The sequence below is a fragment of the Roseomonas sp. CAU 1739 genome (genome assembly GCF_039839775.1).
In the GTDB taxonomy this organism is placed as follows: domain Bacteria; phylum Pseudomonadota; class Alphaproteobacteria; order Acetobacterales; family Acetobacteraceae; genus Neoroseomonas.
The window spans coordinates 58,057-83,800 of record NZ_JBDOQQ010000019.1 but is presented as its reverse complement, the minus strand read 5'-3'; the positions used below and the strand labels follow the sequence as shown (position 1 = coordinate 83,800).

The 25,744-nt window shown below is 70.2% G+C and carries 23 protein-coding genes; 5 read left to right on the top strand and 18 right to left on the bottom strand.

Annotated features, from left to right (window positions below; all coding sequences use genetic code 11):
* Positions 1 to 125 precede the first annotated feature (125 nt).
* Together AAFN86_RS24655 and AAFN86_RS24650 are read right to left on the bottom strand one after the other, a co-directional pair.
* Positions 126 to 1,754, bottom strand: coding sequence for an ABC transporter substrate-binding protein (locus AAFN86_RS24655; RefSeq protein ID WP_347546243.1), 1,629 nt, complete (start codon positions 1,752 to 1,754; stop codon positions 126 to 128).
* Positions 1,755 to 1,862: 108 nt separating this feature from the next.
* Positions 1,863 to 2,834 (bottom strand): acetamidase/formamidase family protein, encoded by a 972-nt coding sequence (locus AAFN86_RS24650; protein WP_347546242.1) that lies wholly within the window; start codon positions 2,832 to 2,834, stop codon positions 1,863 to 1,865.
* Positions 2,835 to 3,102: 268 nt separating this feature from the next.
* Here AAFN86_RS24650 and AAFN86_RS24645 point away from each other — a divergent pair, with 268 nt between their 5' ends.
* Positions 3,103 to 4,071 carry a tripartite tricarboxylate transporter substrate-binding protein gene (locus tag AAFN86_RS24645; protein ID WP_347546241.1) on the top strand — a complete coding sequence of 323 codons (969 nt, stop codon included), beginning with the start codon at positions 3,103 to 3,105 and terminating at the stop codon, positions 4,069 to 4,071.
* A gap of 299 nt (positions 4,072 to 4,370) precedes the next feature.
* Here the strand turns inward: AAFN86_RS24645 and AAFN86_RS24640 are convergent, their stop codons facing one another.
* From AAFN86_RS24640 to AAFN86_RS24610, 7 genes are all read right to left on the bottom strand, one after another.
* A complete protein-coding gene (locus AAFN86_RS24640; RefSeq protein ID WP_347546240.1) occupies positions 4,371 to 5,117 on the bottom strand; it encodes an aspartate/glutamate racemase family protein in 747 nt (248 codons plus the stop codon).
* Positions 5,118 to 5,257: 140 nt separating this feature from the next.
* Positions 5,258 to 6,304 (bottom strand): magnesium/cobalt transporter CorA, encoded by a 1,047-nt coding sequence (corA, locus tag AAFN86_RS24635; RefSeq protein WP_347546239.1) that lies wholly within the window; start codon positions 6,302 to 6,304, stop codon positions 5,258 to 5,260.
* A gap of 34 nt (positions 6,305 to 6,338) precedes the next feature.
* A complete protein-coding gene (locus AAFN86_RS24630; RefSeq protein ID WP_347546238.1) occupies positions 6,339 to 6,908 on the bottom strand; it encodes a 2'-5' RNA ligase family protein in 570 nt (189 codons plus the stop codon).
* Between the two features lie 7 nt (positions 6,909 to 6,915).
* Positions 6,916 to 7,608 (bottom strand): acireductone synthase, encoded by a 693-nt coding sequence (mtnC, locus tag AAFN86_RS24625; protein WP_347546236.1) that lies wholly within the window; start codon positions 7,606 to 7,608, stop codon positions 6,916 to 6,918.
* 7 nt (positions 7,609 to 7,615) lie between these two features.
* Positions 7,616 to 8,155 carry an acireductone dioxygenase gene (locus AAFN86_RS24620; RefSeq protein WP_347546235.1) on the bottom strand — a complete coding sequence of 180 codons (540 nt, stop codon included), beginning with the start codon at positions 8,153 to 8,155 and terminating at the stop codon, positions 7,616 to 7,618.
* Entirely contained in the window at positions 8,152 to 8,763 is a 612-nt protein-coding gene (locus AAFN86_RS24615; protein ID WP_347546233.1) for a methylthioribulose 1-phosphate dehydratase, read from the bottom strand. The genes AAFN86_RS24620 and AAFN86_RS24615 overlap by 4 nt, the downstream gene beginning before the upstream one ends.
* 160 nt (positions 8,764 to 8,923) lie before the next feature.
* A complete protein-coding gene (locus AAFN86_RS24610) occupies positions 8,924 to 9,190 on the bottom strand; it encodes a twin-arginine translocase TatA/TatE family subunit (protein ID WP_347546232.1) in 267 nt (88 codons plus the stop codon).
* 304 nt (positions 9,191 to 9,494) lie between these two features.
* Here AAFN86_RS24610 and AAFN86_RS24605 point away from each other — a divergent pair, with 304 nt between their 5' ends.
* The gene (locus AAFN86_RS24605; RefSeq protein ID WP_347546231.1) at positions 9,495 to 10,499 is read left to right on the top strand and encodes a TerC family protein; all 1,005 of its coding nucleotides are present in this window, start codon (positions 9,495 to 9,497) and stop codon (positions 10,497 to 10,499) included.
* A gap of 388 nt (positions 10,500 to 10,887) precedes the next feature.
* Here the strand turns inward: AAFN86_RS24605 and AAFN86_RS24600 are convergent, their stop codons facing one another.
* A complete protein-coding gene (locus AAFN86_RS24600; RefSeq protein WP_347546230.1) occupies positions 10,888 to 11,871 on the bottom strand; it encodes a tripartite tricarboxylate transporter substrate binding protein in 984 nt (327 codons plus the stop codon).
* Positions 11,872 to 12,124: 253 nt separating this feature from the next.
* Here AAFN86_RS24600 and AAFN86_RS24595 point away from each other — a divergent pair, with 253 nt between their 5' ends.
* The gene (locus tag AAFN86_RS24595; protein ID WP_347546229.1) at positions 12,125 to 12,817 is read left to right on the top strand and encodes a hypothetical protein; all 693 of its coding nucleotides are present in this window, start codon (positions 12,125 to 12,127) and stop codon (positions 12,815 to 12,817) included.
* Here the strand turns inward: AAFN86_RS24595 and AAFN86_RS24590 are convergent.
* Both AAFN86_RS24590 and AAFN86_RS24585 read right to left on the bottom strand, forming a co-directional pair.
* Positions 12,756 to 13,733 carry an ABC transporter substrate-binding protein gene (locus tag AAFN86_RS24590; RefSeq protein WP_347546228.1) on the bottom strand — a complete coding sequence of 326 codons (978 nt, stop codon included), beginning with the start codon at positions 13,731 to 13,733 and terminating at the stop codon, positions 12,756 to 12,758. The two genes, AAFN86_RS24595 and AAFN86_RS24590, sit on opposite strands and share 62 nt — an antisense overlap.
* Positions 13,733 to 14,698: an ABC transporter substrate-binding protein gene (locus AAFN86_RS24585; RefSeq protein WP_347546227.1), complete on the bottom strand. Its 966-nt coding sequence runs from the start codon at positions 14,696 to 14,698 to the stop codon at positions 13,733 to 13,735. The genes AAFN86_RS24590 and AAFN86_RS24585 overlap by 1 nt, the downstream gene beginning before the upstream one ends.
* 81 nt (positions 14,699 to 14,779) lie before the next feature.
* Between AAFN86_RS24585 and AAFN86_RS24580 the strand changes: the two genes are divergently transcribed.
* Positions 14,780 to 15,763: a tripartite tricarboxylate transporter substrate binding protein gene (locus tag AAFN86_RS24580; RefSeq protein WP_347546226.1), complete on the top strand. Its 984-nt coding sequence runs from the start codon at positions 14,780 to 14,782 to the stop codon at positions 15,761 to 15,763.
* Positions 15,764 to 16,134: 371 nt separating this feature from the next.
* On the opposite strand, the gene AAFN86_RS24575 is transcribed toward AAFN86_RS24580, so the two are convergent.
* A complete protein-coding gene (locus tag AAFN86_RS24575) occupies positions 16,135 to 16,635 on the bottom strand; it encodes a CHAP domain-containing protein (protein WP_347546296.1) in 501 nt (166 codons plus the stop codon).
* Positions 16,636 to 16,785: 150 nt separating this feature from the next.
* On the opposite strand from AAFN86_RS24575, the gene AAFN86_RS24570 reads away from it, so the two are divergent.
* Positions 16,786 to 17,520, top strand: coding sequence for an enoyl-CoA hydratase/isomerase family protein (locus AAFN86_RS24570; RefSeq protein WP_347546224.1), 735 nt, complete (start codon positions 16,786 to 16,788; stop codon positions 17,518 to 17,520).
* Positions 17,521 to 17,827: 307 nt separating this feature from the next.
* Here AAFN86_RS24570 and AAFN86_RS24565 read toward each other — a convergent pair whose 3' ends face one another.
* The 5 genes from AAFN86_RS24565 to AAFN86_RS24545 all read right to left on the bottom strand — a co-directional run bounded on the left by AAFN86_RS24565 (position 17,828) and on the right by AAFN86_RS24545 (position 25,623).
* Positions 17,828 to 18,466, bottom strand: coding sequence for an ankyrin repeat domain-containing protein (locus AAFN86_RS24565; protein ID WP_347546223.1), 639 nt, complete (start codon positions 18,464 to 18,466; stop codon positions 17,828 to 17,830).
* Positions 18,467 to 18,762: 296 nt separating this feature from the next.
* Positions 18,763 to 20,847 (bottom strand): hypothetical protein, encoded by a 2,085-nt coding sequence (locus AAFN86_RS24560; protein ID WP_347546222.1) that lies wholly within the window; start codon positions 20,845 to 20,847, stop codon positions 18,763 to 18,765.
* Positions 20,844 to 22,037: a low temperature requirement protein A gene (locus AAFN86_RS24555; protein WP_347546221.1), complete on the bottom strand. Its 1,194-nt coding sequence runs from the start codon at positions 22,035 to 22,037 to the stop codon at positions 20,844 to 20,846. Before AAFN86_RS24555 ends, AAFN86_RS24560 begins: the two co-directional genes overlap by 4 nt.
* Complete coding sequence (locus tag AAFN86_RS24550) at positions 22,034 to 24,775, bottom strand: DUF4159 domain-containing protein (RefSeq protein ID WP_347546220.1); 2,742 nt, start codon at positions 24,773 to 24,775, stop codon at positions 22,034 to 22,036. The genes AAFN86_RS24555 and AAFN86_RS24550 overlap by 4 nt, the downstream gene beginning before the upstream one ends.
* Positions 24,775 to 25,623 carry a DUF58 domain-containing protein gene (locus AAFN86_RS24545; protein ID WP_347546218.1) on the bottom strand — a complete coding sequence of 283 codons (849 nt, stop codon included), beginning with the start codon at positions 25,621 to 25,623 and terminating at the stop codon, positions 24,775 to 24,777. The genes AAFN86_RS24550 and AAFN86_RS24545 overlap by 1 nt, the downstream gene beginning before the upstream one ends.
* Between the last annotated feature and the right edge of the window lie 121 nt (positions 25,624 to 25,744).

Sequence of the window (25,744 nt, the reverse complement as noted above, 5' to 3'; positions counted from 1 at the left end):
GCCCGCCCTCCGGGTGTCAACCCAAAGCGTGATCGCCGCAGGCGGAATCGCCGGAGGCGTGAATCACACGATCAAACAAAGGCATGGAGCAGGAGGCGTGAGCGAAGGCGAACGGATCCTGCTCTCTAAGACACCGTCGTCAGATCCTGGAACCAGTGCTGTGCCTGGGTATAGCCACGCACATTGCGCCCCAATGCATGCGGGTTGGTGTCGTGCACGACGTAGACCAGCAGTGCCTCATTCACCGCCTTTTCGTGCACCTTGCGCATCAGCGCATCCTGTTCGGCGACGTCGAAGCTTTGCTGTGCGCTGTCGATCAACCGGTCCATCTCGGCGTCGCGATAGTGGCTCCAATTCACGCCGGTCGGCGCGGCCTGGTTGGAATGGAAGAAACGGATGAAGGCGTAGAGCGGATCGGAGGTGACGTAGGCGACGTTGTTCGCGGTGATATTGCCGCTGCGCGCGATCTCCCCGGCCGCACCCTGGCGCCAGCAGGTGTAGGAAACTTCGAGCTCGACGACCTGGAACTCCACCTGGATGCCGACCTCGCGCCAGGCGGACTGGATATACTCGTTCATCGGCATGGACAGCATTTGTCCCGACCCGCCGGAGGGCACCAGGAAGCGCGTGCGCAGCGGGTTCTGCGGGCTGTACCCGGCCTCGCGGACCAGTTTGCGCGCTTCGTCCATATCGGTGCGGATGCGGAATTCGGGCTGGCCGAACCACGGAGAGGACGGGTCCACCATGCCGACCGCGGGCTTGGCCAGGCCGTTCAGCAGCCCCACCACCTCATCGCGGTTGATGGCGAGGTTCGCCGCCTTGCGCAGGCGGATGTCGCGCCAGGGTGAACCTTCGAGCAGGCTGAGATGATAGTTCCAGACATGCGGCGTGACGTTCTCGACGATGCGCGCGCCGGACTGCCGCAGCCGCGCGACGATGTCGGGCGCCGGCGTCTCGATCATGTCCACCTGGCCGGAGATCAGCGCGTTAGATCGCGTCGTCGCCTCGGGGGCGACCACCAGGATGACGCGGTCCACCTTGGGGATGCGCCGCGGGTCCCAGTAGGTTGCGTTCTTCACCAGTTCGACGCTCTGCCGTGGGGTGAGGCGCGCGAGGCGAAAGGGGCCGGTGCCCGACGGTTCTGATGCGAAGCGGTCCCAGGAATTGCTGAGCTTCGCGTATTGCGCCGGGGAGGAAATGAGGAACCACAGCATCTGGTACGGGAAGAAGCTGTCCACCGCCTTGGTGGTGACCTCGACGGTTTGCGCATCGACCTTGCGGTAGGATGCGACGGAGGGCAGGCGCGGGCGGACCTGGGCCGCCTGGCGGTTGTCGAAATGCGGTGCCTGGGTATTCAGCACCTTCTCGAAATTCCAGATCACGGCGTCGGCATCGAAGGCGGAGCCATCGTGGAAGGTGACACCTTCGCGCAGGCGGAACACCCATTTGCGACGATCGGCGGGGTCGGCCTCCCAGGAGGTGGCGAGGCCGGGAACCAGCTTCCCCGGGCGGTCGGCCACGTCCATCTCCCAGGCCACCAGCGGGTCGTACAACGTGTACCCGGTGAACTGGTACGCACCGGCGCCGCGGTCCGGCTGGCCGGTGGTCTGCGGGATATCGGCCATGGAGATGCCATAGCGGATGACGCGTTCCGGCGTGGCCTGGGCAAGCGCGGGGCTGGCTGATGGGAGCCCGGCGACGCCGGTGGCGGCGGCACCCATCAGGGCGCGGCGGCTGAACGGTGGGATGGTCATGGTGGCTGCAGGCCCCTGGGCGGTTTGATGCCCAGGGGATGCAACGGCTGTGCCGACTTCAGGCGCCCGGAGCCATCGGCGCCCGGCACAGTCCCTGGCCTCGGTCTTTCAGAACAGCAGCCCCTTCCTCAGCATCCCATGCACCCCCTTCTCGCCGTTCACCGTCTGCGTCACCCGGAAATCCACCGCCAGCGAGCAGAACTGATACGCATCGGCGTCGGACAGGTTCGTGCGCGAACAGATGAAGCCGATCATCTCCCGCAGCGCCTGCTTCATGGCGAGGTCGAGATCCTCGTTCAGCCCCATGGTGATGAAGTGCGTCTTCGTCTCGGCGCGCGGGAACTTCAGCACCGGGTCCTTCGCCCCGCCGCCCTTCACCAGTGACAGGCGGAAATGCCCGGTCAGGCAGATTTCCAGTGCATTGATGCAGACCTCGCCATCACCCTGCACGCCATGGCCGTCACCGGCCGAGAACAGCGCACCCTCGTTGAACACCGGCAGGAACAACGTGGTCCCCTCGGTCAGCTCCTTGTTGTCGAGGTTGCCGCCCATCGCGCGCGGCTCCTTGGTGTTGACCGCCCCCCAGTCGCGCGGCGGCGCCACGCCCATCACGCCGAAGAACGGCGCCAGCTTCAACTCCATCCCGGCCTCGGACGGGCCGAAGGGCAGCCGACAGGTCATCGCCGCGCGGTCCACCGGGATGTGCAGCGTCCGGCGATAGGGGAAGTCCTCGGGCAGCGTGCCGAAGAGCGGGCGGAAGCCGCAGAAGCCCCAATCATTGCCCAACTCGATCTTCTCGATGTCGATGCGCAGCGCATCGCCGGGTTCCGCGCCGCGCACCTCGACCGGGCCGGTGATGATGTGGGCGCCAAGCCGCGGCAGTCTCTGGTGCACCTCCCGCAGCATGGGCGGCACCGCCATCATCTTCTCCTGCGGCGGCATCACCTCCGGCCCGCCGGACAGGCATTCGAGGACCACCAGCTCGCCCGGATCGATGCTCGCGACCGGCGGGAAGGACGCATCGAAGGCACCCCAGCGGCAATTCGTCAGGGAGGCGGGGACGCGGACCGGTTCACTCATGCTCGGGCTCCTGCTGGCTGCCCCGATCCAAGCAGGAATGCTGCGCCGCGGGAACCGGGGAGAGTCCTGGTCTTGCCGCAAGCCCCATGCGCCGGCGGCATCGATGGCAAAGCGATTGACGAGCGCGGTCGCGCTGCAGGCCCGAGGCCTGGTCCATGGCATCGGGTCGGAGCCTCGATTTTACAGGCGCGGCATCTGCCCTAGTCTCCCGGCGGGACGCTATCGCACGGCCATCAGAACCGATCTGTTCCTAACCGAAGGGGCTGCCATGCCGCATACGACCCGCCGCGCCTTGCTGGGTGCCGCCGCATTCCTGCCCACCACCCGGGCCCTGGCCCAGGACGCCTACCCCAACCGCCCGCTGCGCATGATCCTGCCTGTCGGGCCGGGCGGGCTGACCGATGCGGTGGGGCGCATCCTTGCCGAGCAGATCGCCGTGCCGCTCGGTCGCCCGCTGGTCCCGGAGAACCTGCCCGGTGCGGGCAGCACGCTCGGCGCGCTCGCACTCCTCCGCGCCCCGGCCGATGGCTATGCGCTGATGACGGCGACAAACAACCACCCGGTCATGAACCTGCTCTATCCCAACTTCCCCTACGATCCCGCGACGGCCTTCGCACCGGTGGCACTCGCCGCGCGACAGACCTTCATGCTGGTGGTGCACAAGGACGTCCCGGCCACCGACATGCCGACCTTTCTCGCCTGGCTGCGGCGGGAGGGTGCGGGCGTGAACTACGGTGGCGGCACGCCCGGCACCACCAACGCGATGGCGGGCGAACTGCTCAAGGCCACGCTCGGCCTCGACTTCACCATGGTGCCCTATCGCATCACGGCGGCCGCCATCCAGGACCTCGTCGCCGGCCGCATGCACATGACGATCGACACGCCGACCGTTCTGCAGCCCCTCGTCGAAGCCGGCGCGCTGCGGGCGCTGGCGACCAGCGGCGCGCAGCGCGGCGCGCCCGATCCCAGCCTGCCGACACTGGCGGAATCGGGCGTGGACGGCTTCGACGTCAGCGCCTGGCAGATCCTCTACGCGCGACCGGACGTACCGCCGGACATCCTCGCCCGGCTGCGCGCCGCCGCGCGGGAGGCGCTGGCAAACCCGACGACGAAGGAACGCTTGGCGCGCATCGGGGTCGAGACCTGGCCGGACAGTTCTCCCGAAGCGGCCGAGGCGCATCTGCGGACGGAAGTTGCGCGGTGGACCCCGCTCGCGGCGCGGCTTCGGGCGGGGTGAAGGTTGGAGGGGCGCCGCCCCTCCAAACCACCCCGCCAGGAGCCAACGGGCTCCTGGACCGCGGAATTTTGGCGCTTTGCATGGGGAACAGCGCGCGGCTGAAAGGGGTGCGAAGAATGGCACCATGATTCTCGGACCGCACCGCGGTGTTCAGCGCCAAAACCAAGGTTTCCAAAGGCCTTAAGCCTTTGGTGGGGGAGGTCCGGAGGGGGGCAAGGCCCTCTCCGGTCACACCGCGCAGGACCTCATCTTCGCGCCAATGGAGCAGCGCCCCTCCGATTCCCGCACATCGAAGCAACTCACCCCGCCGCCCGGAACCGCGCCTCCAGCGCTGGGTCCAGCCCCGTCACGCTGCGCCCGACCGGCGGCGCGAAACTACCCAACGTCGCCTTGCGCAGCCCCAGCCTTGCCATCCCTTCGGCCAGCACGACCGCGGCGGTGACGCCTTCTATCACCGGCACCGGCACCGCATCCCCGATGCGCGCGGGCATGCCGGCCATCACGGCACCGACCAGCACGACCGCATCGGCGCCATCCTCCTCTGCCAGGCGCTGCACCAGGCCGGTGATCGCGATGGCGTAGCCCTCGGGGTCGCTGAACACCGCGCTGGCCTCGCTGCCCAGCCAGCGGATGCCGGCCAGGCGGGTGCTGAGCCCGTAGCCCTCCACCATCTCCCGCATCACGCTGGCGACGCGGGCGGAGGACACCACCATGCCGAACCGCCCACCCGACAGGCAGGCGGCGTGGATGGCCGCCTCGGTCAGGCCGAGCACGGGAACATCCAGCATCTGCTTGATGGCGCGCAGGCCGCTGTCGATCGACGCGGCGACGATCACGGCATCGCAGCCCTCGGCTTCCCGCGCCACCAGCGTCAGGCTGGAATAGTCGCCGACCACCATCTCCATGCGGCTGCCGATCACGGCGGCGCCGATCGTCCCGGTCACCGGCTTGATCTCGGTGCCTGGCGCGGCGACGGCTCGGGCGGCCTCGGCCATCAGCGCCGTGATGCCGGCCGTGGTGTTGGGGTTGGCGAGAAGCAGGCGCATCGCTGAATCCTTTGCGGCAGTGGTGGCTGGGCCATCCTGCGCCGGATTCGCGCCACGACCAGACCGCTTCGCTCGATCGCGGTTCGCCCTCGCCCGAGACGGGCGGGCGTCGCCGCCCGCCCCGGTCAGCGGGGTTCGCCCTACAGCCAGCCCTTGCGACGGAAATACAGGACGGGAAGGATCGCGCTGACCACCATCAGGACCAGGGCGATCGGATAGCCCTCGGCCCATTTCAACTCGGGCATGTTCTCGAAGTTCATGCCGTAGATGCTGGCGATAAGCGTAGGCGGCATCAGCGCCACCGAGGCGACGGTGAAGGTCTTGATGATCGCGTTCTGCTCGACGTTGATCACGCCAAGCACGGCATCGAGCAGGAATTGTGCCTTGTTGGTCAGCGCGTTCGAATGATCGACCAGCGATCGCACGTCGCGCACCAGTGTCTTGAGCAGGTTCTGGTTTTCCTTGCGCACCGCCGTGGCCTTCTCGGCACCGATGAAGGTCAGGATGCGGGTCAGGCCGATCAGCGTGTCCATGGTGCGGCTGGTGACCTCACCGACCTGGCCGAGGGTGATCAGAGTCTCCTTGAGCTGTTCGTCGCGGCGGTTCGCCTTGATGTTGGACCGCGCGGCGCGAAAGGTGCGCTGGCTGGCCCGGTCCATGTCCGCACCCAGGCGCTCCAGCACGTCGGCAAGCCGATCCACGATCTGTTCGAACAGGTGCAGCATCACCGCATCGGCGGTGACCAGCAGCGTGCCCGGCTGGCGCTGCGCCCGCACGCCGAACACCGTGAAGGCCTTGGGCGTCGCGTAGCGCACCGTGATCAGCGCGGTGTTGGTCAGCACGAAGGTGATCGGCGTCGAAGCGTATTCGCCGACCTCCACGCCGTAGAGAAAGCTTGCGGTCAGGAACAGCGCGTCGTTCTCGCGATAGAGCCGGGAGGAGCTTTCGATCTCCTGCATCTCCTCGCGTGTCGGGATCTCGATGCCGAGCGCATCCTGGACCGCGCGCTCCTCCTGCTGGGTGGGATTCAGCAGGTCGATCCAGACCGCGTGGCGCAGGCTTTCGGGCTCGGCCACGGCAATCGCGGCGGCGCGCAGTTCCGGCGCGGGCAGGGCGGCTGTGACATCGGAGACGGCGCCCTCGCGGACACGACAACGGCCGTCCTCGACCGTCCAGGTCGTGAGCATGACGGGAAACCTCCGCTGTGGGCCTGGCTGGCTTCTAGACGCTTGTCGCGCGCGGCGCCAAACCAGGCTGGATGACAAGGCTTCGCAGCACGGCCACCGGCCGGAACTGCACGAGATCAAGGCGTTCCGCCCGGCCGGCCCGCAGGCTGCTCCACAGCGGCACGAGGCAGTCCAGTGCGCGACCCATCCAACCGGGCTGGCTGGCCGAACCGCCCTTGGCGAGGGTGACGTGCGGCACCCAGCAACCGGGACGGTAATGCGCGTCGCAGGGCAGGTCGTCCAGCGCGCCGAGCAGCGCCTGATGACCCAGCAGCAATGCATCCGTCACGACCGGCGCGAGGTAGAGCACCGGCACCAGCGCGGCGAAGACGCCGAAGCTCGCGAAGTGCAGCGCCGGCCAGGTCCAGCCCTCGGCGAAGCGCGCGACGGCGGCATCGAGCCGTGTCGTATCCACCCCGTCCGGATGGATGCTCAGCGTGACATGTGGCGGATAGCCGAGTGCGAGGCTGTCCTCATGCAGCCCGGCCTCGGCGAGGGCGCGCCACATCGCCTCGATCGGCGCGGCCGCAGCTGCGTCGAGGCGCAGCGTGACCGCGTAGGGCATGCGGCCGTCAGCCTGCCGCCGGCAGGCCGAACAACCGCGCCACGGCCGGAAAATCCGCCGCCTGCGCGTGGCGGTCGCTGAGCTGCGTGCCATCCGCCGCGCGGACAAGCTGGCAGGTGGCAAGGCCCGCTTGCGCCGCGGCGTCCAGTTCCTCCGCCACGTCGGACAGGAACAGGACCTCGCTGGGCGGCAGGTGCAGTCCCGCGGCGATGGTGGCGTAGGACGCGGCCTCCCGCTTGCCGCCGACCTTGGTGTCGAAGAAGCCGTCGAACAGCGGCGTCAGGTCGCCGGCCTGCGAATGCCCGAACAGGAGTTTCTGCGCCGCGACCGAGCCGGAGGAATAGACCGCGAGGCGCAGCCCCGCCGCCGACCAGGCCCGCAGGCAGGGTGCGACATCCGGCCACAGATGGCCCTTGAGCCGCCCATCCAGATACCCCGCGCGCCAGATCAACCCCTGCAGGGTCTTGAGCGGGGTAACCTTCGCGTCCTCATTCATCCAGAGGCGCAGCACGGAACGCGGTTCCTCATGCAGCGCGATGGCGCGCACCTCGGCGAGGATGGCGGCCACCTCCGGGTCTTCCCAATGCGCATCGAGGAAGGCGTCGAGTTCGTCATGCGCGAAGGGGAACAGCGTGTCCTTCACGAAGGCGATGGCGCTGGTGGTGCCCTCGATATCCGTCAGCACGCAGGACAGCGCCATGGCGTGTTCAGCCCACCGAGACGGGGATGCGCGCGGCGATATCGCTGCCGGTGTAATGCGGCGTCCAGCCGGTGGTGTCGGTGAACACGCGCAGCGCGGTGACGTGCGGAATCTCCCCGGCATCGAACCAGTGCTTGGTGTTGGCCGGCACCGAGATCAGGTCGCCGCGCGTGCAATGCGCGTCGTAGATCTTCCCATCCACATGCATGACGAAATTGCCCGCGCCTTCGTGGAAGAAGCGCACCTCGTCCTCGGTATGGATGTGCTCCGAGAGGAACTTGGCGCGGATCGCATCCTTCTGCGGATGGTCGGCGGTCAGGCGGATGACGTCGGCAGTGCCGGCCTTGCTTTCGCGCAGGAAGGCATCGAGCTGCGGGCGATAGGCGGCGAGCACGGCGTCGGCTTCCGCGCCCTCGGGCAGCGGCGCGACCGGCCAGCGTTCGAAGCGCACGCCAATCGGCGCAAGCGCCTCGGCCATCTTCGCGGCATCCTGCGTGTGGAACGTCTCGGCGCCGGTGGCGGCGTCGCGGATGGTGAGCAGGCTCATGGCGAATGCCTCCCTTCTTCCAGATGGCAGAGGAGCATGAATTCCAGCGCCTCCAGCCGTGTCATGGCGGCGTTCATGTCCGGCCCCCAGACATAGACGCCGTGACCGCGGATCAGATAGCCCGGCGGAGCGCCCGGCGCATCATCCCACAGCGCATCCAGGGCCCGTTGCAGCCGTTGAATGTCCTGGTCGTTGTCGAATACCGGCAAATCGACCGCCACGTCATGCGTCGGCCCGCCCGGGAATGCCTTCAACAATTCATACCCGCCGAGGCGAATGAAAGCCCCCGCGCGGCGCGAGAGAACCGTATTGGCGATGGAATGGCCATGCAGAACCGCACCCGCATCGGCGAAGCGGCGATAGATGCCGCAATGGAGCAGCGTCTCGTAGGATGGCCGGGCGCCCTGGTCGACGGGCGCTCCCGCGGCATCGACGCGGATCACGTCCTCGGCCTGGAGCATACCCTTGTGACAGCCCGACCGGGTGATGGCGATCTGTCCGGAGGGCTGGCGGATCGAGATGTTCCCGGCCGTTGCCGGAACCCAGCCCGGCCGGTCCATGCGCTGTCCGGCCGCAATGATGGCGCTGGTCGCTGTCTGAAAATTCATGGCACTACCCTACCCGGGAGCAACGGGGCCCGGCCACGCCGCGGGGGCGAGGGGGTCGTGCGGCCTCCGGAAACGGCACCGGCCCGTCCCCTGCCCAGCAACCCATTCGGGCGGCGCTGCGCAGGGGTGACGGGCCGGTGCCGCCGCTTGAATAGGTCGGTCAGGCCGCGGGGCGGTTGCCCGGCTGCGGCTGCGCCTGTGCAGCGGAAGCCGTGCCCTGCTGCGGGCCCGGGATGTTCCCGGCCGGCGGCGTCGCCGGGGCCTGCGCTTCCATGGAGGCGTCCTTCTCGTCTTCCTTGATGTTCGCCTTGAAGGACTTGATGCCCTTCGCCAGGTCGCCCATCAGGCCGCTGATCTTGCCGCTGCCGAACAGCAGCAGGATGACAAGCAGAACGACCAGCCAGTGCCAGATGCTGAACGAACCCATGGCGACGCCTCGATCCCGTTGCGGACGCACCCTTCTGGGCGCAGCCCTATTCCGTCTGAACGGGGCGCAACCTAGTGGCCCGGAAGCGCCCGTGCAAATCCACATGGGGCATCCGGGCTTCCGCCGCAACCGGTCTTGACGACGGGCCGGGCCGAAACCATCTCCCCCTCTCGATCCGGGCCCCTCTGGCGGTCGTCGGCCCTGCATGGGCGGCGTCCGTGATGTCGGATCGCGTGGGAAACCGCGCGATTCGACAGGCCCTTTCTGGCCGATCGTCGATCGCGCCAGAGAGGAGATGTCGGGGATGGAATTCCTGACCGCGGAATGGTTGGACAAGCCGCTGTGGATGTGGGGCGGCTTCCTGTCGGTGGTGCTGGCGCTGCTGGCCTTCGACCTCGGCGTGCTGAACCGCAAGGATCGCGAGATGGGGATCGCCCAGAGCCTGTGGCTCTCGGCCTTCTACATCGGCTTCGCGATGCTGTTCGGCGCGGGCATCTGGTGGGCGCATGATGCCGGTGCCTTGGCCACCAGCGACGGCACCCATGCCGGCGTGGCCTTCTTCACCGGCTTCTTCATCGAAAAGGCGCTGTCGATCGACAACGTCTTCGTCATCAGCCTGATCTTCGGATACTTCGCCATTCCCCGCGCGTACCAGTATCGCGCGCTGGTGTGGGGCATCATCGGCGTCATCGTGCTGCGTGGCATCATGATCGCGGTCGGTGCGGCGCTGGTGCAGGAATATTCGTGGGTGCTGTACATCTTCGGCGCCTTTCTGATCGGCACCGGCATCAAGATGCTGGTGGTGCCGGAAGGCGACCCCGATATGGCGCAGAACCCGATCGTGCGCTTCATGCGCCGGCACATGCGCGTGTCGGACACGCTGCATGGCCAGAAGTTCTTCGTGCGCGAAGCCGACCCGAAGACCGGCGCGATGGCGCGGGTGGCGACGCCGCTGTTCCTGGCCCTGGTGGTGATCAACATCGCCGACCTGATCTTCGCGGTCGATTCCGTGCCGGCGATCTTCGCGATCACCACCGACACCTTCATCGTCTACACCGCGAACATCATGGCGATCCTCGGCCTGCGCGCGCTGTACTTCGCGCTGGCAGCCATGGTGCACCGCTTCCACTACCTGAAATACGCGCTCGCGCTGGTGCTGGTGTTCATCGGGGGGAAGATCTTCTGGAACCAGATCGTGGGGAAGGTGGATCCGGCGATCTCCCTGGGCGTCACGCTGGCGATGATCGCCGGCGGGGTGCTGTGGTCGCTGTGGAAGACGCGCAAGGATACGACGGCGATCGCGGGCTGATCGCGGCGTGCTTGTCCGAAGAATTGGAGGGGCTTTGGCCCTCCAAGCCTCCCCACCAGGCGCTACGGCCGCCTGGACCGCGGGAACTCTGTGCCAGGCGCGACACCTGGCGTGGTACGTACGGAGCGCGTTTCGGGCGCGGGAGCAGGTTTTGGCATCAGAGCCTCCCCTGAGGCACGGCGGCAAAGGGAGGCTGCAGCGTATTGGAAGCCGATGCATGGCGTGGGCACTGACGGGTTGCCGATACCCGGGATTGACCATTCCCATGCGCGGAACCCGCCCGGCCAACAGCCGGCACCAGGTTGAGGTGTCCAGAGGCCCTTAGGCCTTTGGTGGGGGAGGTCCGGAGGGGGCAAAGCCCCTTCCGGTTCTTCACTCGCGCAGTCCTTCAGCCGTCGAGCCGGATGTTCAGCCACCGGATCATCCCGCCCCAGCGTGCCGTCTCCTCCGCCAGGAAGGCGGTGGCCTCGGCCGGGCTGGTCGCCATCACCTCGAACCCCGCGCTTTCCAGCCTTTCGCGGTTGGCGGGTTCACGCAGCCCCCGTTGCGTTTCCGCCGCCAGCCGGGCGACGCGTTCCGGTGGTGTCGAGGCCGGCACGACCATGGTCTGCCAGCCATAGGATTCGGCATTGGCCAGCCCCTGTTCCGCCAGGGTCGGCACCTGTGGCGTCTGTGCGAACCGATTGGCGGAGGTCACCGCGATGGCCCGGATCTGCCCGGCCTGCACCTGCGGCAGGACAGCCGCGGTGGTCACCATCATGGCCTGGATGCGCCCGGCGACGAGGTCGAGCGTCGCCGGCGGAAAGCCGCGATAGGCGACGTGCAGCATCTCGAGCCCGCCCGACCGCGCGAGGAGATCGAGCATGCCGAGATGCCCGCCCGACCCCGACCCCACCGAGCCGAAGGCGAGCTTGCCGGCATTGGCCCGCACATGCGCGAGGAAGCCCGCCAGGTCGGTGACCGGCAGGTCGTTGTTCACCACCAGGAATTGCGGCCCGCGCGCCAGCAGCGATACCGCGATCAGGTCCTTGACCGGATCGTAGGGCAGGTTGGGGTAAAGCGCGGTCGCCGTCGTCAGCGGGCCGTTGATCGACAGGCCGATGGTGTGGCCGTCAGTCGCCTTGGCAATGGCGTCGGTGCCGATGTTGCCGCCGGCGCCGGCGCGGTTGTCCACCACCACCGGTTGGCCGAGCACGCGGCCGAGATGTTCCGCGACCACGCGGCCGGTCAGGTCGGGGCTGGACCCGCCGGGGAAGGGCACCACGAAGCGCACGGGGCGATCAGGCCAACTATCCTGGGCACGCGCGACGGATGGCACCAGCGCTACGGCGGCGGGCAGGGCGGCCACCAGGCCGCGGCGGGTCAGGGACATTGCGATTCCTCCGGCGGGGCGGCGCAGTGCACTGGCCCGGGCGGCCACTCCTATTCCCGGTGCGGGCCGGATGGAAGCCGCCACCTCGCATCTCGGATGTCCTGCCTGACAGGCTCGGGCCGACGGCCGCTGGGCCTTGCGGCCGTCCGTCGCGGGAGGCGCCGGCTTCGGCCCTCACGATATATGCATTCACACTTTCCTAAGCATTGATGCTACAATCTGGACGGGTTCAAGGCGGCCCGGAGTGCAACCCATGACTGCATATCTCCGCGTGATGATCCTCGGCGCCGGGGTGTTGAGCCTGCCCGGTTGCGCGACCGTGGCGATGAATGCCGCCATGCGCGCCGCCTATCCGCACCCGCCCTGGAACGGGGAAGTGGCGCTTGCCTCCGAACCCCCGGGCGCCCATTGCGCCATTCATCGTGGCGACAATGTCGTCGGCGAGGTTGCCGCCGCCCCCGGCACGGTGCAACTCACCCGCTCCCACGCCGCGCTTGAGGTGCGCTGCCAGGCGGAGGGCTATATCGAGACCACCCAGGCGCTGCGCCCGTTCGACGACCCGGCGGTGTTCCGCATGGCGCCGAACGGCATCATCGGCGCGACCGCGACCGTCATCAGCCTCGCCTCCGCTCGGACCATGCGCTACCCGGGCCAGGTCACCGTTGCCATGGTGCCCGCCAGCTTCCCCGATGAGGATGCGCGCACGCAGTTCTTCGAAGCCCGGCGCGGCGCGATCCTCGCCGCCCGCGCGGCCCAATTGGCATTGGCCGATGAACGCTGCCGCGCCCAGCCCGACACCACCTGCGACCCCGCCGCCATGGTGTTGCGGCGCGAGCAGGAGGACGACCTCGCCCGGCTTGACCGCATGCGCGCCCAGGCGCTGGTCAGCCTGGACCCGGCACGGGCCACGGTCGTGCAGGTCGCGCAGGCAGATACGCTGCGGTGAAGACCTCCCCCGGCTGCGGCCGGCGGGGCAGGCGCAGCGCGTCGGCGATGGTATCGACCCCCGCTGCGATGCGCGCCGGATCGGCATCGCCGAGGCCGAGGGCGAAGCGGTCGGGATGCGCCATCTCCCGCGCGATAGTGCCTTGCAGGCGGCGCAGCTCGACCGCCGGGATCAGCTTCGGGCGCGAGGCGCACAGGCTGACGACGGCGCGCGCCGGCTCGGCGATCGCCGCCGCCATGCCGGCGCAGACGGCGCGCAGCGCGCCCCGCAGCAGCGCCGGATCGTCGTCAAGCAACGCGCGCGACGCCACCAGGGCGTTGCCATGCAACTCGGGCAGCACCTCCGCATAGTCGAGGAAGTGCAGCCGCGGCACCAACGCGTACAGACCCGCGGCCTCCAGTGACGCGATGATGGTGTTGGCGAAGCCAAAGACGCCGTCGGCCGCATCCTCGTCCAGCATCCGTCGCGCCTGGTCGGCGAGACTGGCGGGGTCCGCGATGATGGTCACGGCGGCCGGGTCGATGCCTGCCCGCAGCGCGAGTGCCGGCAAGGCGCGCAACGCGGCATCCCTCCCATGGCCGCTGATGCGCCGGCCCGCCAGGTCCGCTGGGCGGCGGATCGGCCCATCCGCGGCCACAGCGATGGTCAGCGGGGTGCGGTTGAAGCCGATGAAGATGGCGGCGGGGCCGGTGCCTTCCGGCGCGCCGCCAAGCCGAGCGACCAACGCCGGCATGTCGCCATAGGCAAGGTCGCAGGTCGCGTCATCCATATCCTCGATCGACGCCGCCGCGCCGCCACCGGCGAGGAAGACCGGGGCGATGCCCTCGCGGGCGAAGAAGCCCTCGGCCTCCGCCAGGAAGAATCCCGCGAGCGGGCCGGATGGCCCACCATTCAGCAGGAAGCGAAGCGGACGCATCAGGCGGCCACCGGGCGCGGCGTGCGCTTTTCGGGGGGCGGCAGGAAGCGGTCGGTGAAGACGTCCTCGATGCGCGGCGCCGGCAGACCGGCGGCCGCCGCCTGCAGGGCCAGGCCGCGACCAAATCGCGCCTGGCTGATGCCGCCGAAGGTGCCGCGTCCGGCCATCTCGACCGCGAGCGTCACCTGCCAGCGCACCCGCTCCGCCGCACGGTTCGCCGCCGGGGCGAAGGACAGCACCGCATCCATCGCCGCATCGGGATCGTCCAGCGCCGCATCCAGGCCGCGATCCAGCGCGGCGAGCAGCCGGGTCAGCGCCTCCGGTTCCTCGGCGATCAGCCGCGGCGAGGCCATCAGCGCGCTGCCATGCAGGTCGGGCGCGCCTTCGTCGTAGCGTAGCCAGGTGATCTCCCCGGCGGCATCGCGGCCCTCGGCGGCGAGCGCTGCGGTCAGCGTGCTGACATAGGCGAACAGGCCATCGGCCTCCCCGGCGCGGACGCGGTCCCACAGAGCGACCATCGACCCGTCCGCCGGCATCACCCGCGTCGCCGCCGGGTCGATCCCTTGCGCCGCGCAGAAGGCCGGAAACAGCCGCAGCCCGACATCGGAGGCATGGCCGATCAGCCGGCGCCCCGAGAGGCTGCTGGATGCGCCGATCGGCAGGGCGATGGCGGCCGCCGAAGCGGCGAAGGTCGCATGGATGCCGCGCGCCGTGCCGCCCGGTCGGCGCATCGCAATCTCCGCAAGCGCATGGATGTCGCCGTAGCCCAGGTCATGGCCGCCTTCCGCCATGGCCGCCGCGGCGGTCCAGGCCCCCTGGCCGGGTTCGAGGTTGAGCGCGATGCCGGCCTCCTCCAGCCAGCCCCGGCGGATCGCCAGCAGCAGCCAGCATTGCGGGCCGGAAATGCCGGCGTTGAGCCGGATACGCCAGTGCTTCACGTCGATACCGTCCCCAGCGCCGGTCATGTTGCGGCGCAACAAGTCGCTTGCCCGGCGTCATTCGACCGTGTCAGCCTCGCAACTGCAACACTCCGAAGGATGCCCCGCATGATGCGGTCCGGTCGCCGGCGCCTGGTCCTCGCCACCCTGGGCGGCGTCCTGGCCCGCCCCGCACTGGTCACCGCGCAGGGCACCTGGCCGAACCGGCCGGTGCGCATCCTGATCTCCTTCCCGCCCGGCGGGTCGAGCGACGTGGTCGCCCGCATCATCGCCCCGCATCTGACCGAACGCTTCGGGCGGCCCTTCGTGGTGGACAACCGGCCGGGCGCCGGGGGCATGCTCGCCGCCAATACCCTGAAGCGCGAACCGGCGGATGGCTATGCCTTCCTGCTGTCGAACAACGCGCCCTTCACCATCGCGCCGACCATGTTCCCGCGCATCACCTATGATGCGTTGGCCGATTTCAGCCATGTCGCCTATCTCGGCGCCACCTTCGGCGGGGTGCTGGCGCATCCGTCGCTGGGCGCGCGCGCGGTGCCGGAACTGATCGCCAAGGCCCACGCCGCACCCGGGCAGTTGAACTACGGGTCGAGCGGCATCGGCTCGATCGGCCACATCACCGGCGCGACCTTCGCGCGCATGGCCGGGGTGGACATGGTGCACATCCCCTATCGCGGCGCCGCTGCGCTGCGCACGGAACTGACCAACGGCACGGTGCAGATGTCCTTCGAGGGCGTCGTCAGCGCCCTGCCGGCCGTCCAGGCCGGGCAATTGCTGGCGCTGGCGACGGCGTCGGAACAGCGCCTGTCGCTGACGCCGGACGTCCCGACCTTCCGCGAGACCGGCCAGGACATCGTCATCAAGAACTGGCACGGCATGAGCGCGCCGGCCGGGCTGCCCGCCAGCATCGCCACGCCGCTGCACGCCGCACTGGCCGAGATCTGCGCCCGCCCCGACGTGACCGAGGCCTTCCTGCGCATCGGCAATTTCGTCGAGCCGATGACTCAGGCCGGCTTCACGACCTTCGTCGCCGACCAGATCGCACTGTGGCGGCCGATGATCATCGAGGCCGATGCGGTGGAAAAATCCTGAAGGCCGGGTGGACGGGTCGATTGGAGAGGGGTGCTGGCTTGTTGCTGCGACGATGAGCAGGAGAGGGGCTTTGCCCCTCTCCGGACCTCTCCCCACCAAAGGCCTAAGGGCCTCTGGACACCTTGAATTGGCGCCGGGCGACGAAGGTTTGGACCGGCCCTCAGTAAAATTCGGGGCTTCATCCACCAGGCACTCCCGCCCTGCGAATCGTTAAAAAAACACGCGGTCCGGGACCCGTTGGTCCCTGGCGGGGTGGCTTGGAGGGGCGGCGCTCCTCCGAGCCACCCTGCCGCGCCGCTCGCCAATCCGGGCCGCTGTTATGGGCCACGCCCCTCCAAGGCTTCATCCTGACTCTGGCTTGCCTCGCTTCATCAATGCGCCGCGGCCATCAGCCGCCCGCCATGGATGAAGCCGAAGGTCGGGAAATTCGTCTGGCCCAGCGCATTGGCCGGCGGATACCAGACCCGCACCAGCGACCAGTCGTTGTTCGGCGAGACATCGACCACCGGCTGGTCCTGCGCGACCCTTCCGCGATTGCTGCCGGACGCCCAATTGGCATGGTCCACGCGGATCTCGCGCGATGACACGACTCGCGTCACGACGGAAAGATGCCCGGTCCGGTTGCGCTGCGTGCGCATGAACACCAGCACCCCGCCGACCCGCGGGCTACGTGACCGGTCATAGCGGCCGGATTGCGCGGCGGCATCCCACCACTGCCAGGCATCCCCCGCCAAATCGATGCCACTGCGCGCGCGCGCATAGGGCACGCAGGAGGTATTGCCCCCCGCATAGCCAGGCACGGAACCCCCCGGCGCCGTGCCACGCGTGCTGCCGCAGCCCCCCAAGGCCAAGGCAGCCAGTATCGCGATCATGCGAAGCACGACCCCGAACCCCCTGATTCCCCTGCCTTCCCTCTATCACGACTCGGCATGGATGTGCAGCAGGAACCGGTCGGCAGCGCAACCGTTTCCAGCTGCGCCCGCCGGCGCCATGCTGCGCGCCGCATCAGCAGGGGATTCGCGATGGACGGGCAGGCGGTGGACAGCACGCTTCAGGACGGCGTGGCGACGCTGTGGCTTGCCCGGCCCGAGCGCGGCAACGCCTTGGGCGCCGAGATGGTCGCGGCCATCGACGCGGCACTGGATGGCGCCATGGCCGCCGGCGCCCGGCTGGTCGTGCTGCGCGGCCAGGGTCGGAACTTCTGCACCGGGCTCGATCTCGCGGACCTGGAGACGGTGACCGATGGTGAACTCGCGCTCCGCATCATCCGCATCGAATTGCTGCTGCAGCGCATCCATGCCCTACCGGTGACAACGATGGCGGTCGCCGGCGGGCGGGTGTTCGGCGCCGGGGCGGACCTGTTCGCAGCCTGCGACCACCGGCTTGCCCTGCCAGGGGCGAGCTTCGCCTTCCCCGGGCCGGCCTTCGGGCTGGTGCTGGGCACCGGCCGGCTGGCCGGGCTGGTGGGGGACGGCGTTGCCCGGCGGCTGTTGCTGGCTGGCGCGCCGGTGGCTGCGGAGCAGGCACGCGCGGTGGGATTGGTCACCGAGATCGCCGAGGAAGCGGCGCTGGATGGCGCCCTGGCCGCCGCGCGGGCGGCAGCATCCCGCCTGGATGCCACGACCGTCGCCGCGCTGCATGGGCGGACGCGACGCGCTGCGGATGATGCGGATCTCGCGGCGCTGGCGCGGTCGCTGGCGAGGCCGGGGCTGAAGGCACGGGTGGAGGCGTACCGGGCGGAAGCGACGCGGCGGTGACCCCTCACCTTGCCGATGGAGGGGCCGTGCTCCTCCAAATCACCCCACCGGGGGGGCTACGGCCCCTTGGACGGCGGGTGGCTGGTGCCGTGCATGGCGGTGCGGGCCATCATGAGACGCCACCGTTGGGCTCGGCAGCTGCAGGCGTGATGACCGTCATGCCGAAGGCGCCCGGATCATTCCGGTCCGAACCCTGGCGGGCAGCGGTAGGGACAGGTTTCCAAAGGTGCTGAGCCTTTGGTGGCGTGGATTCGGGGGGCAAAGCCCGCCAGGATGACTCTACTCGTCCAGAAGCGGCAGCGACCCTTCAGCCCCGCCGCCCCGTCCGTGCCGGTGCCGTCCCGCCGACGCGCCCGGCATCGAAGCCGAGGAACCCCATCTCCGGCCGGGCCGCGCCGCCATCATTGGCGAACAGTCGCGGCCGCGTGACCGGCGCGGGACCGCGCGGGCCGCCGCCGGCGCCCAACGCCCCCGCGGCCGCCCGGGCCGATCGCTCGGCTTCGGCCGCCGCGGCACGATCGCGCGCGGCGCGCTGGGCCGGGCTCAAGGAAGCCTCGGGCGGCGCCTGCGGCCCGCGGGTGGCGCCACGGGACGACAGCAGGAAGAACAGGATCTCGTTTCGACCCTGGTCGACCGCCGCGTCGATCGGCGTCAGGCCGAGCACGTTGCGCTCCTCAAGGCTCGCACCCCGGTTCACCGCATCGCGCGCCGCCGGCAGGTCGCCGCGATTGATCGCGTCGAACAGCGCCGCGGTAGGCGACAGGTTGGCGTTCGGGTCACCCGGAATCGGTTCCGGCGCTCGCCGCGCGGCGATGCCGGGCAGGGCGGGCGGCGGGCGCGGCGCAGCGCGCGGTGTTTCGGGCGGCGGGCCCGAGAACTGGGCCAGCGCCGGCGCAACCGGCAACAGCGTCAGCGCGAGGGGCGCCAGCAGGAAAATGCATCGCATGACGCACCGTTTAGAGCAGTTTGCCGCGGTGGGAAATCATGCGTTGCCGCGACCAGGCCGGTACGACGCCGAGACCTCGGCCCATCGTCACTGGCCCGGGACCGGACCCGGTGCAGGTGCCGGGCAGGTTCAATCATCCGCCCCGATGACGAGGCTCGCGCAGACAAGGATCCGCACCGGTTTCGGTGAGCCCGGTCCTACGGACTTCGCTCCCACGGCATGACCCGATCGGGTGAGGATGCCCGAGAAACAACGACGGAAGACGTTGCCATGCGCCAAGGCGAATGGAAGCGGCTCTACCGACCTTCCCGCCGCCAGGCCATCACCGCCGCGCCCAGTAACAGCGCCAGCGCCAGCCACGCCGGCAGCAGTGGAATGGCACTGATGCCGGTGACCGTGTGGTCGCCATTGCGGCGCAGGCCGATCCAGCCCGCTCCGGCGACATCGCGCCCGGGCGCGACGCGGCGCAACTCGGGCACCGCCGGCACAGCGCCATCGCCGAGGTAGCGCGCGACGCCGCCCGTGCCGGTCAGCAGCGGGCGCAGCTTCTCCGGGTCGGCACGCAGGTCGGCGACCTCGAGCGGATTGGCGGCGGCTGCGGCGGCAAAGGCGGTGCGTCGCCCGTCGGTGGCGTTCCACACGCCGGGCAGCGTGGCCGGCAGCGTCAGCACGGCCCGCCCGCCGCCGGCGGCCTCGGGCTGGGCGCGGGTGACGGCGCCATCGGGGGCGGTGACGGCGATCTCGGGCGGCGCACCGGCATCCAGGCTGCGGCGCGTGACGGTCAGCCGGCCGGAGTCGATGCGGGCCGTCAGGTCCTCCTCCTCCAGCTCCGTCTCGCGCATCAGCCAATGGGCGATGCGGCGCAGCAATTCCTGCTGCGGGCCGCCCCCATCATGGCCGCGCGACCACAGCCAGATGTGGTCGGACAGTAGCAGGGCGACGCGGCCTTCGCCCATCCGGTCCAGCACCAGCAGCGGCGACCCGTCCGGCCCCTCCATGATGGTGCTGCCGCTGCGCTGGTCGGCGCGCAGCCAGCGATACCAGCGGCCCCAGGCGGCATCCGTCTGCTCGGTATTGGCGCCGATCAGCCCTTCGGTCACCGGATGGCGGAAGCCGAGCGCGGAGACGCGCGGGCGGAAGGCGCCCTCGGCGACGATGTTCTGCCGCCCGGCCGGGCGCGCCGGCAGCACGGAACCGAGCGGCGTCAGCGCCAGGGACACCGGCCCGCTGAATTCCGGCCCGGTGGACATCAGCAGCGCGCCGCCGCCGCGCACATAGTCGGCGATGTTGCGAAGGTAGGCCGCCGGCAGGATGCCGCGGTTGGAGAATCGATCGAACACGATCAGGTCGAAGTCGCGCAGCTTCACCTGGAACAGCTCGCGCACCGGGAAGGCGATCAGCGCCAACTCGTTCAGCGGCGTCAGGTCGTCCTTTTCGGGCGGCCGCAGGATGGTGAAGTGGACCAGGTCCACATTCGGATCGGCCTTGAGCAGCCGCCGCCAGGTGCGCTCGCCCGCATGGGGCTCACCGGACACCAGCAGCACGCGCAGCCGGTCGCGCACGCCGTTGATGGTCACGACCTGGCGGTTGTTGAGCGTCGAGACCTCGCCGGGCCGCGCCTCGGCCTCGATCTCGACAACGGTCGGGCCGCCGCGCTGGATCGGCACGGCGATGCGGTGATCGCGGCCGACCGGGACGGATTCGACGCGCGGCGTCTCCCCATCGCGGCGGATGGTCAGCCGCGCCGCGCCGGTCGGGTTGGCGACGCCGAGGTCATCCACCGCGACGCGGATCTCCACCTCTCGCCCGACGATGCCGAAACCGGGCGCCTCGATGACGCGCAGCCGGCGATCGGTCTCCCCGGCACGGCCCGGTATCAGCGCATGGAAGGGCGCGTCGATCGGCGAGGCGGCGGGAATGTCATGCGCCTGCCCATCCGTCAGCGCGATCACGCCGGCCAATCGCGCGCGAGGAATTTCGGCCAGCGCGCGTTCCATGGCGGTGAACAGCCGCGTGCCTTGGTTGCCGCCCTCCGGCACCTCGACGCTGCGCAGTTCAAGGTCGGGCAGCCGGCCGGCGCGCGCCTCGATCTCCCGTCGCGCCGCTTCGATCTGCGCGGCGCGGGTGCCGATGCGGGCGGAATCGCTCTGGTCGACGACCAGCAGGGCGATGTCCGGGCGCGTCTCGCGGGATTCCTCGACCAGGCGCGGGTTGGCGAGCGCGAGCAGGATCAGCGCGAAGGTGACGGCGCGCCACACCACGCCGCGCGCCCGGCGCCAGGCGGCCGGCGCCAGGGCCAGCAGCGCCAGGGCCGCCGCGACGCCCAGCAGCCACAGCGGCAGGACGGGTGCGAAGTCGATGCCGGCGACGGACTGGTTCATGCGGCCCGCCTGCCCAGCGAGATGTGTTCCCACGCCGCGACCAGCACCAGCGTCGCCGATACGGCGATGCCGAGCACCAGAACCGGCAGATCGCGCCCGACCACCGCCAGCGCCGCCATCAGCCCGATCCCGACCAGATGCGACAGCGGCATGTGGCCGAGGTTAAGCCGCTTGAACAGTGCCAGACCGACCAGATACAGCGCCGGCCCGCCGAGCAGCGCCACCGCTCCCGCCGTGCCGGCGATGTCGCCGGCATGCTTTAGCAGCATGTCGTCGGACACGGCCGTCAGCACGATGCCCGCGGCGATCGGCGCGTGGAGATAGGTGTAGCCGACGCGCGCGATGCGGCCGGGGTCGTCATGCTGGGTGATCAGCCGCGTGCCGCGCGATTCGCCGATGTGGAAATACACCCACCACATGGCGATGCTGCCGATGAAGGCGACCGCGAAGGCGGCCAGGTTCGCGAAGGTCGTGGGCAGGCCGGCGGCGGTCGCGCCGGTCACCAGGATGCCCTCGCCTAGCGCGATGATGACGAACAGCGCGCAGCGCTCGGCGAAATGCGCGCCTTCGATGTTCCAATCCTGGGTCGAGGATGCGCCGAGGCCCGGCACCGGGAAGCGCAGGATCGGCCCGGCCACCCAGATCGCCACCGCGATCGCCCAGCAGGCCAGCCGCCAATCGCCCGGCAGCAGCCCGCCCAGGATCCAGAAGGGCGCGGCCATGCCCACCCACACCAGGATGCGCTGGAAGTTGCGGCGCAGCGCCACGTTGTCCGCCGGCGTCATCCACCACGCCCAGCCGAAGCGCCCGGCCTCCAGCGCCACATAGGCGCAGGCGAACACAAGGCCATCGACGCCATAGGCCGCCGGGATGGTGGTGGCCGCGACCAGGCCCGCGAACATCATCGCGAACAGCATCAGCCGCGTGGGCAGCCGGTCCGGGTCGAACCAGTTGGTCACCCAGGCCGTATTGATCCAGGTGCACCACAGCGCGACGAACAGCACCAGCATCTGCGCGGCCGTATGCAGGTCGAAATGATGCGCGAGCCCATGCGACAGCTGCGTGATGGCGAAGACGAAGATCAGGTCGAAGAACAACTCGACATAGGTGACGCGCGCATGGCCATGCGGCTGGCGTTCGCGCAGCAGCGACGCGGCAGGCCCATGGGACGAGGAAGCCGCGTCGTTCAATTCCCAAGCCTTTCCAGGATGGCCGGCACATGCACCTGGTCACCCTTGTAGTTGCCGGTCAGCGCGTACATCACGAGGTTCGTCCCGAAGCGATAGGCGAGCACCCGCTGCCGCGCCCCGCCGGGAATGGTGGCGTAAGGATTCTGCCCGCGCGCATCCATCGCCCAGGCCGCCGCCCAGTCATGCCCGCCGATGATCACCGGGGAGACGCTGTCATTGGCGCGGTCCTGGTCGCGCGCCGCCCAGACCTGCCCGCCGGCATACCGCCCCGGCAGGTCCTGCAGCAGGTAGAAGGCGCGGCGCAGCACATGGTCCTCGGCAACCGGGGCGAGGGGCGGGATGGCGAGGTCTCGCGTCACCCGCCGCAGCGCTGCCCGCGCCCCCTGGTTCATGCCCTCGCCCGAACCCTCGTCGCGGGTGTCGAGCAGGATGATCCCGCCATTGCGCATAAAGGTGTTGAGCGCGGCGACCGCCGCCCCATCCGGCTGCGCGGCTTCCGGCAGCACCGGCCAATAGATCAGCGGATAGTAGGACAGGTCGTCGCGCCCGGGCACCACCGCGACCGGGTCGGCCAGCGCGGCGGCGGTGCGGCGGTTCATGAAATCCGACAGGCCGGCGAGGCCCATGCGCGATGTCTCATCCACCTGCGCATCGCCGGTCGCCACATAGGCGAGCCGCGTGGCGTTGGCCGCGGCGCCCTCTGCCTCCTGCGCGCGCGCCGACCCGGCGCCGAGCAGCATCGCTGCGACCGCCGCCGCCCGCGTCCAGCGCGACCATTGCTTGCCGACCAGCCCGCGCTGGCCGAGCGAGACCAGCAGGTCCAGCGCCAGCAGCAGCAGCGCCGCCGCCAGCAGCCAGGGCCCGAGGTCGCGTTCGGCCGGCACGCCGCCGATGGATTCGACCCGCGCCGTGGCTGGCGGCACGGCGGTGGCGCGCGGCGCCGGCAGATGGGCTGACAGGTTGAGCGCCCGCCGCCAGGCGGCATCCTCCGCCTGGCCCGGCGATCCGTACCAGCCCGGCGGATGGCGCGGGGACGCCGCGGTCTCCTCCACCCGGTTCGCCGGAATGGGGGCGGCCGCCGGCGGCGCGGCGCCGAGCCGCCCGAAGCCATCGAGGATTTCCAGTGGCGCGAGCGGCACCTCGCCCTCGCTGCCCTGCACCCCGGCCGACAGCGCGACGAGCCGCCGCAGCATGTCCACGAACAGGCCCGAGAGCGGCAGGTTCGACCATTCCGCATTGGCGGTGACATGGAACAACACGATGCGCCCCTGGCCGCGCGCCGCCGCGGTGACGAGCGGCGTGCCATCGGCCAGCCGTGCCCAGGACCGGTCGCTGAGCCGCGCCGAGGGTTCGGCCAGCACCTGGCGTTCAATCGTGACCTCGGCCGGCGGTACCAGCCCGGCGAATGGCGAGCCTTCGGGGAAGGGGGCCAGCGCCTGCGGCCGGTCCCAGGACAGCGCGCCGCCCAGCTGCCGTTCCCCCGCCCGCAGCGCGACCGGCAGCAGCGGGTCGGGCCGTTCGGCGAGCCGCGGCCCGGCGAAGCGGATCAGCATGCCGCCCTGTTCGACCCAGCGCGATAGCGCCTCCCGCTCGCGTCCCTCCGGTACCTCGCGATCGGCGAGGATCAGCACCGCGAGCTGGCGCGACAGCAGCTGTTCCGGCGTGCCGCGCCGGATCTCCGCATAAGGCGCCAGCGCGCGTTCCAGGTAGAACAGGTCCCCGGTCAGCGGCGCATCGGCCGAGGTCTCCACTGACGCCGAGATGCCGACCGGCCGCCGGCGAAAGCGTTCATCGAGCAGCACGGTGCCGGCAGCACCGGCTTCGGGTTCCAGGTCCAGCCGCACGACCTGGTTGCGGATCTCGATCGGCAGGTCGATCGCCGCCTCGGCGCTGCCGGCCCCGGCCGGGATCGGAATGGTCGCCGAGGCGATCGCCCGCCCATCGCCCGTGCGCGCCAGCACGGTGGCTTCGGTCGGCGTCGTCACCGGGGTTTGCAGCACACGCACCACCAGCCGGTCGGCCTCGGCGCGCGGCGGCGGCAGCAGCCGGGCCGGCCGTGCCTCGGCGCGCGCCACGATCAGTGGTCCGGCTTCCGCCAGCGCCGTGGCCAGCGGCGTGAAGGCGTCGCCCTCCACCGCATGCTCCACGCCATCGGCGACATAAAGCGTCGCGAAGGGGCCGGGATTGGTGCGGCGGAAGGCAGCCAATGCCGCCAGCGCCGCGGCACGGTCCGGTGCCCAGGCCCGTGGCCGCAGGGCGGCAAGGCGCGCATGCGCTTCCTCCGCCGGCATCAGCCCGGTCGCCGCGATCGGCTCGCCCGTCTCGGGCGGGGCGGTCGGCAACAGCGCGACACGCCGGTCCTCCCGGGCCGCAGCGTCCAGGGCCGCCATGGCGGCCGCCATGCGCGCCGGCCAATCGGGCGCGGCGGCCCAGCCATTGTCGATCACCACGAGCAGCGGTCCCGACCCGCCGCCACCCCCGCCCGGCTGCCAGACCGGCCGCGCCAGCCCCAGGATCAGCAGCGCCGCCGCGACAATGCGCAGCAGCAGCAGCCACCAGGGCGTGCGGTGCGGCGTCTCCTCGGTCGGCGGCAGGTCGCGCAGCAGGCGGATCGCCGGGAAGGCCTGGGTCTTTGGCGCCGGCGGACTGACCCGCAGCAGCCACCACAGCAGCGGCAGCGCGGGCAGCGCCAGCAGCAGCCAGGGTGCCGCGAAGGCAAGGGGTCCGACCTGCCACATCAGCCGGGCGCCAGGCGGCGATGCAGCGCCAGCAGCGCCGCTTCCGGCGGTTGGTCGGTGCGGTGGGTGGCAAACGACCAGCCTGACGCCGCCGCGAGTGCGGCCAACCCATCCCGATGCCGGGCCAGGCGCTCCTCATACAGCGCGCGCACGCCCTCGACGCGCGGCACCAGCGCTTCCTCCACCCGGCCAAGGGCCTGGAATCGGACACGGCCAGAAAAGGGCAGGGTTTCCTCCGCGGGATCAAGCACCTGCAGCAGATGGCCCCGCACCGCGCCCGCTGCCAGTTGCGCCACCGCGCGGCGCGTCTCCTCAAGCGGTGCGAGGAAGTCGCCGATCAGCACCGCCCGCGCATGGCGCGGAATCCGTACATCCTCCGCCTGTTCCGTCTGGCGGGGCAGCGACTGCGCCAGGCTCGACAGTGCACCACGGCCGGAAAACGCCCGCGGCAGGCCGAACAGCCGCACCCTCTCGCCGCCCCGGAACAGCAGCGCGGACAACGCCAGAAGCAACAATTCCGCCCGCACGCGCTTGGTCGGCAGCATCGCATCACTACGCCAATCCATGCCCTCGCCGGATTGGCACCACAGGGCGACGGTCTGCGCGGCCTCCCATTCCGTCTCGCGCACGAACAGTCGGTCGGACTTGGCGGATTGCCGCCAATCGACCCTCGCTGCCGAATCTCCAGGCAGATACGGACGGAACTGCCAGAAGGCATCACCCTGACCGGGGCGTCGCCGGCCGTGGACGCCCTGCATGACGGTCGATGCCACGCGCTCGGCCTGCACGACGAGCGGCGGGAGCGTGGCGCCGAGGGCCTCGGCCCAGGGGATGGGGACGGTGGTCACAGGTTGCCGTCAGGGAGGGCTCTGCCCTCCCCGAACCCCTCCCGCCAAGGGCTTAAGGCCCTTGGATCCCTCAACTTCAATCGGGAATTTCGGGGAGGGGCGTCACACGCGCGCCCTTGGT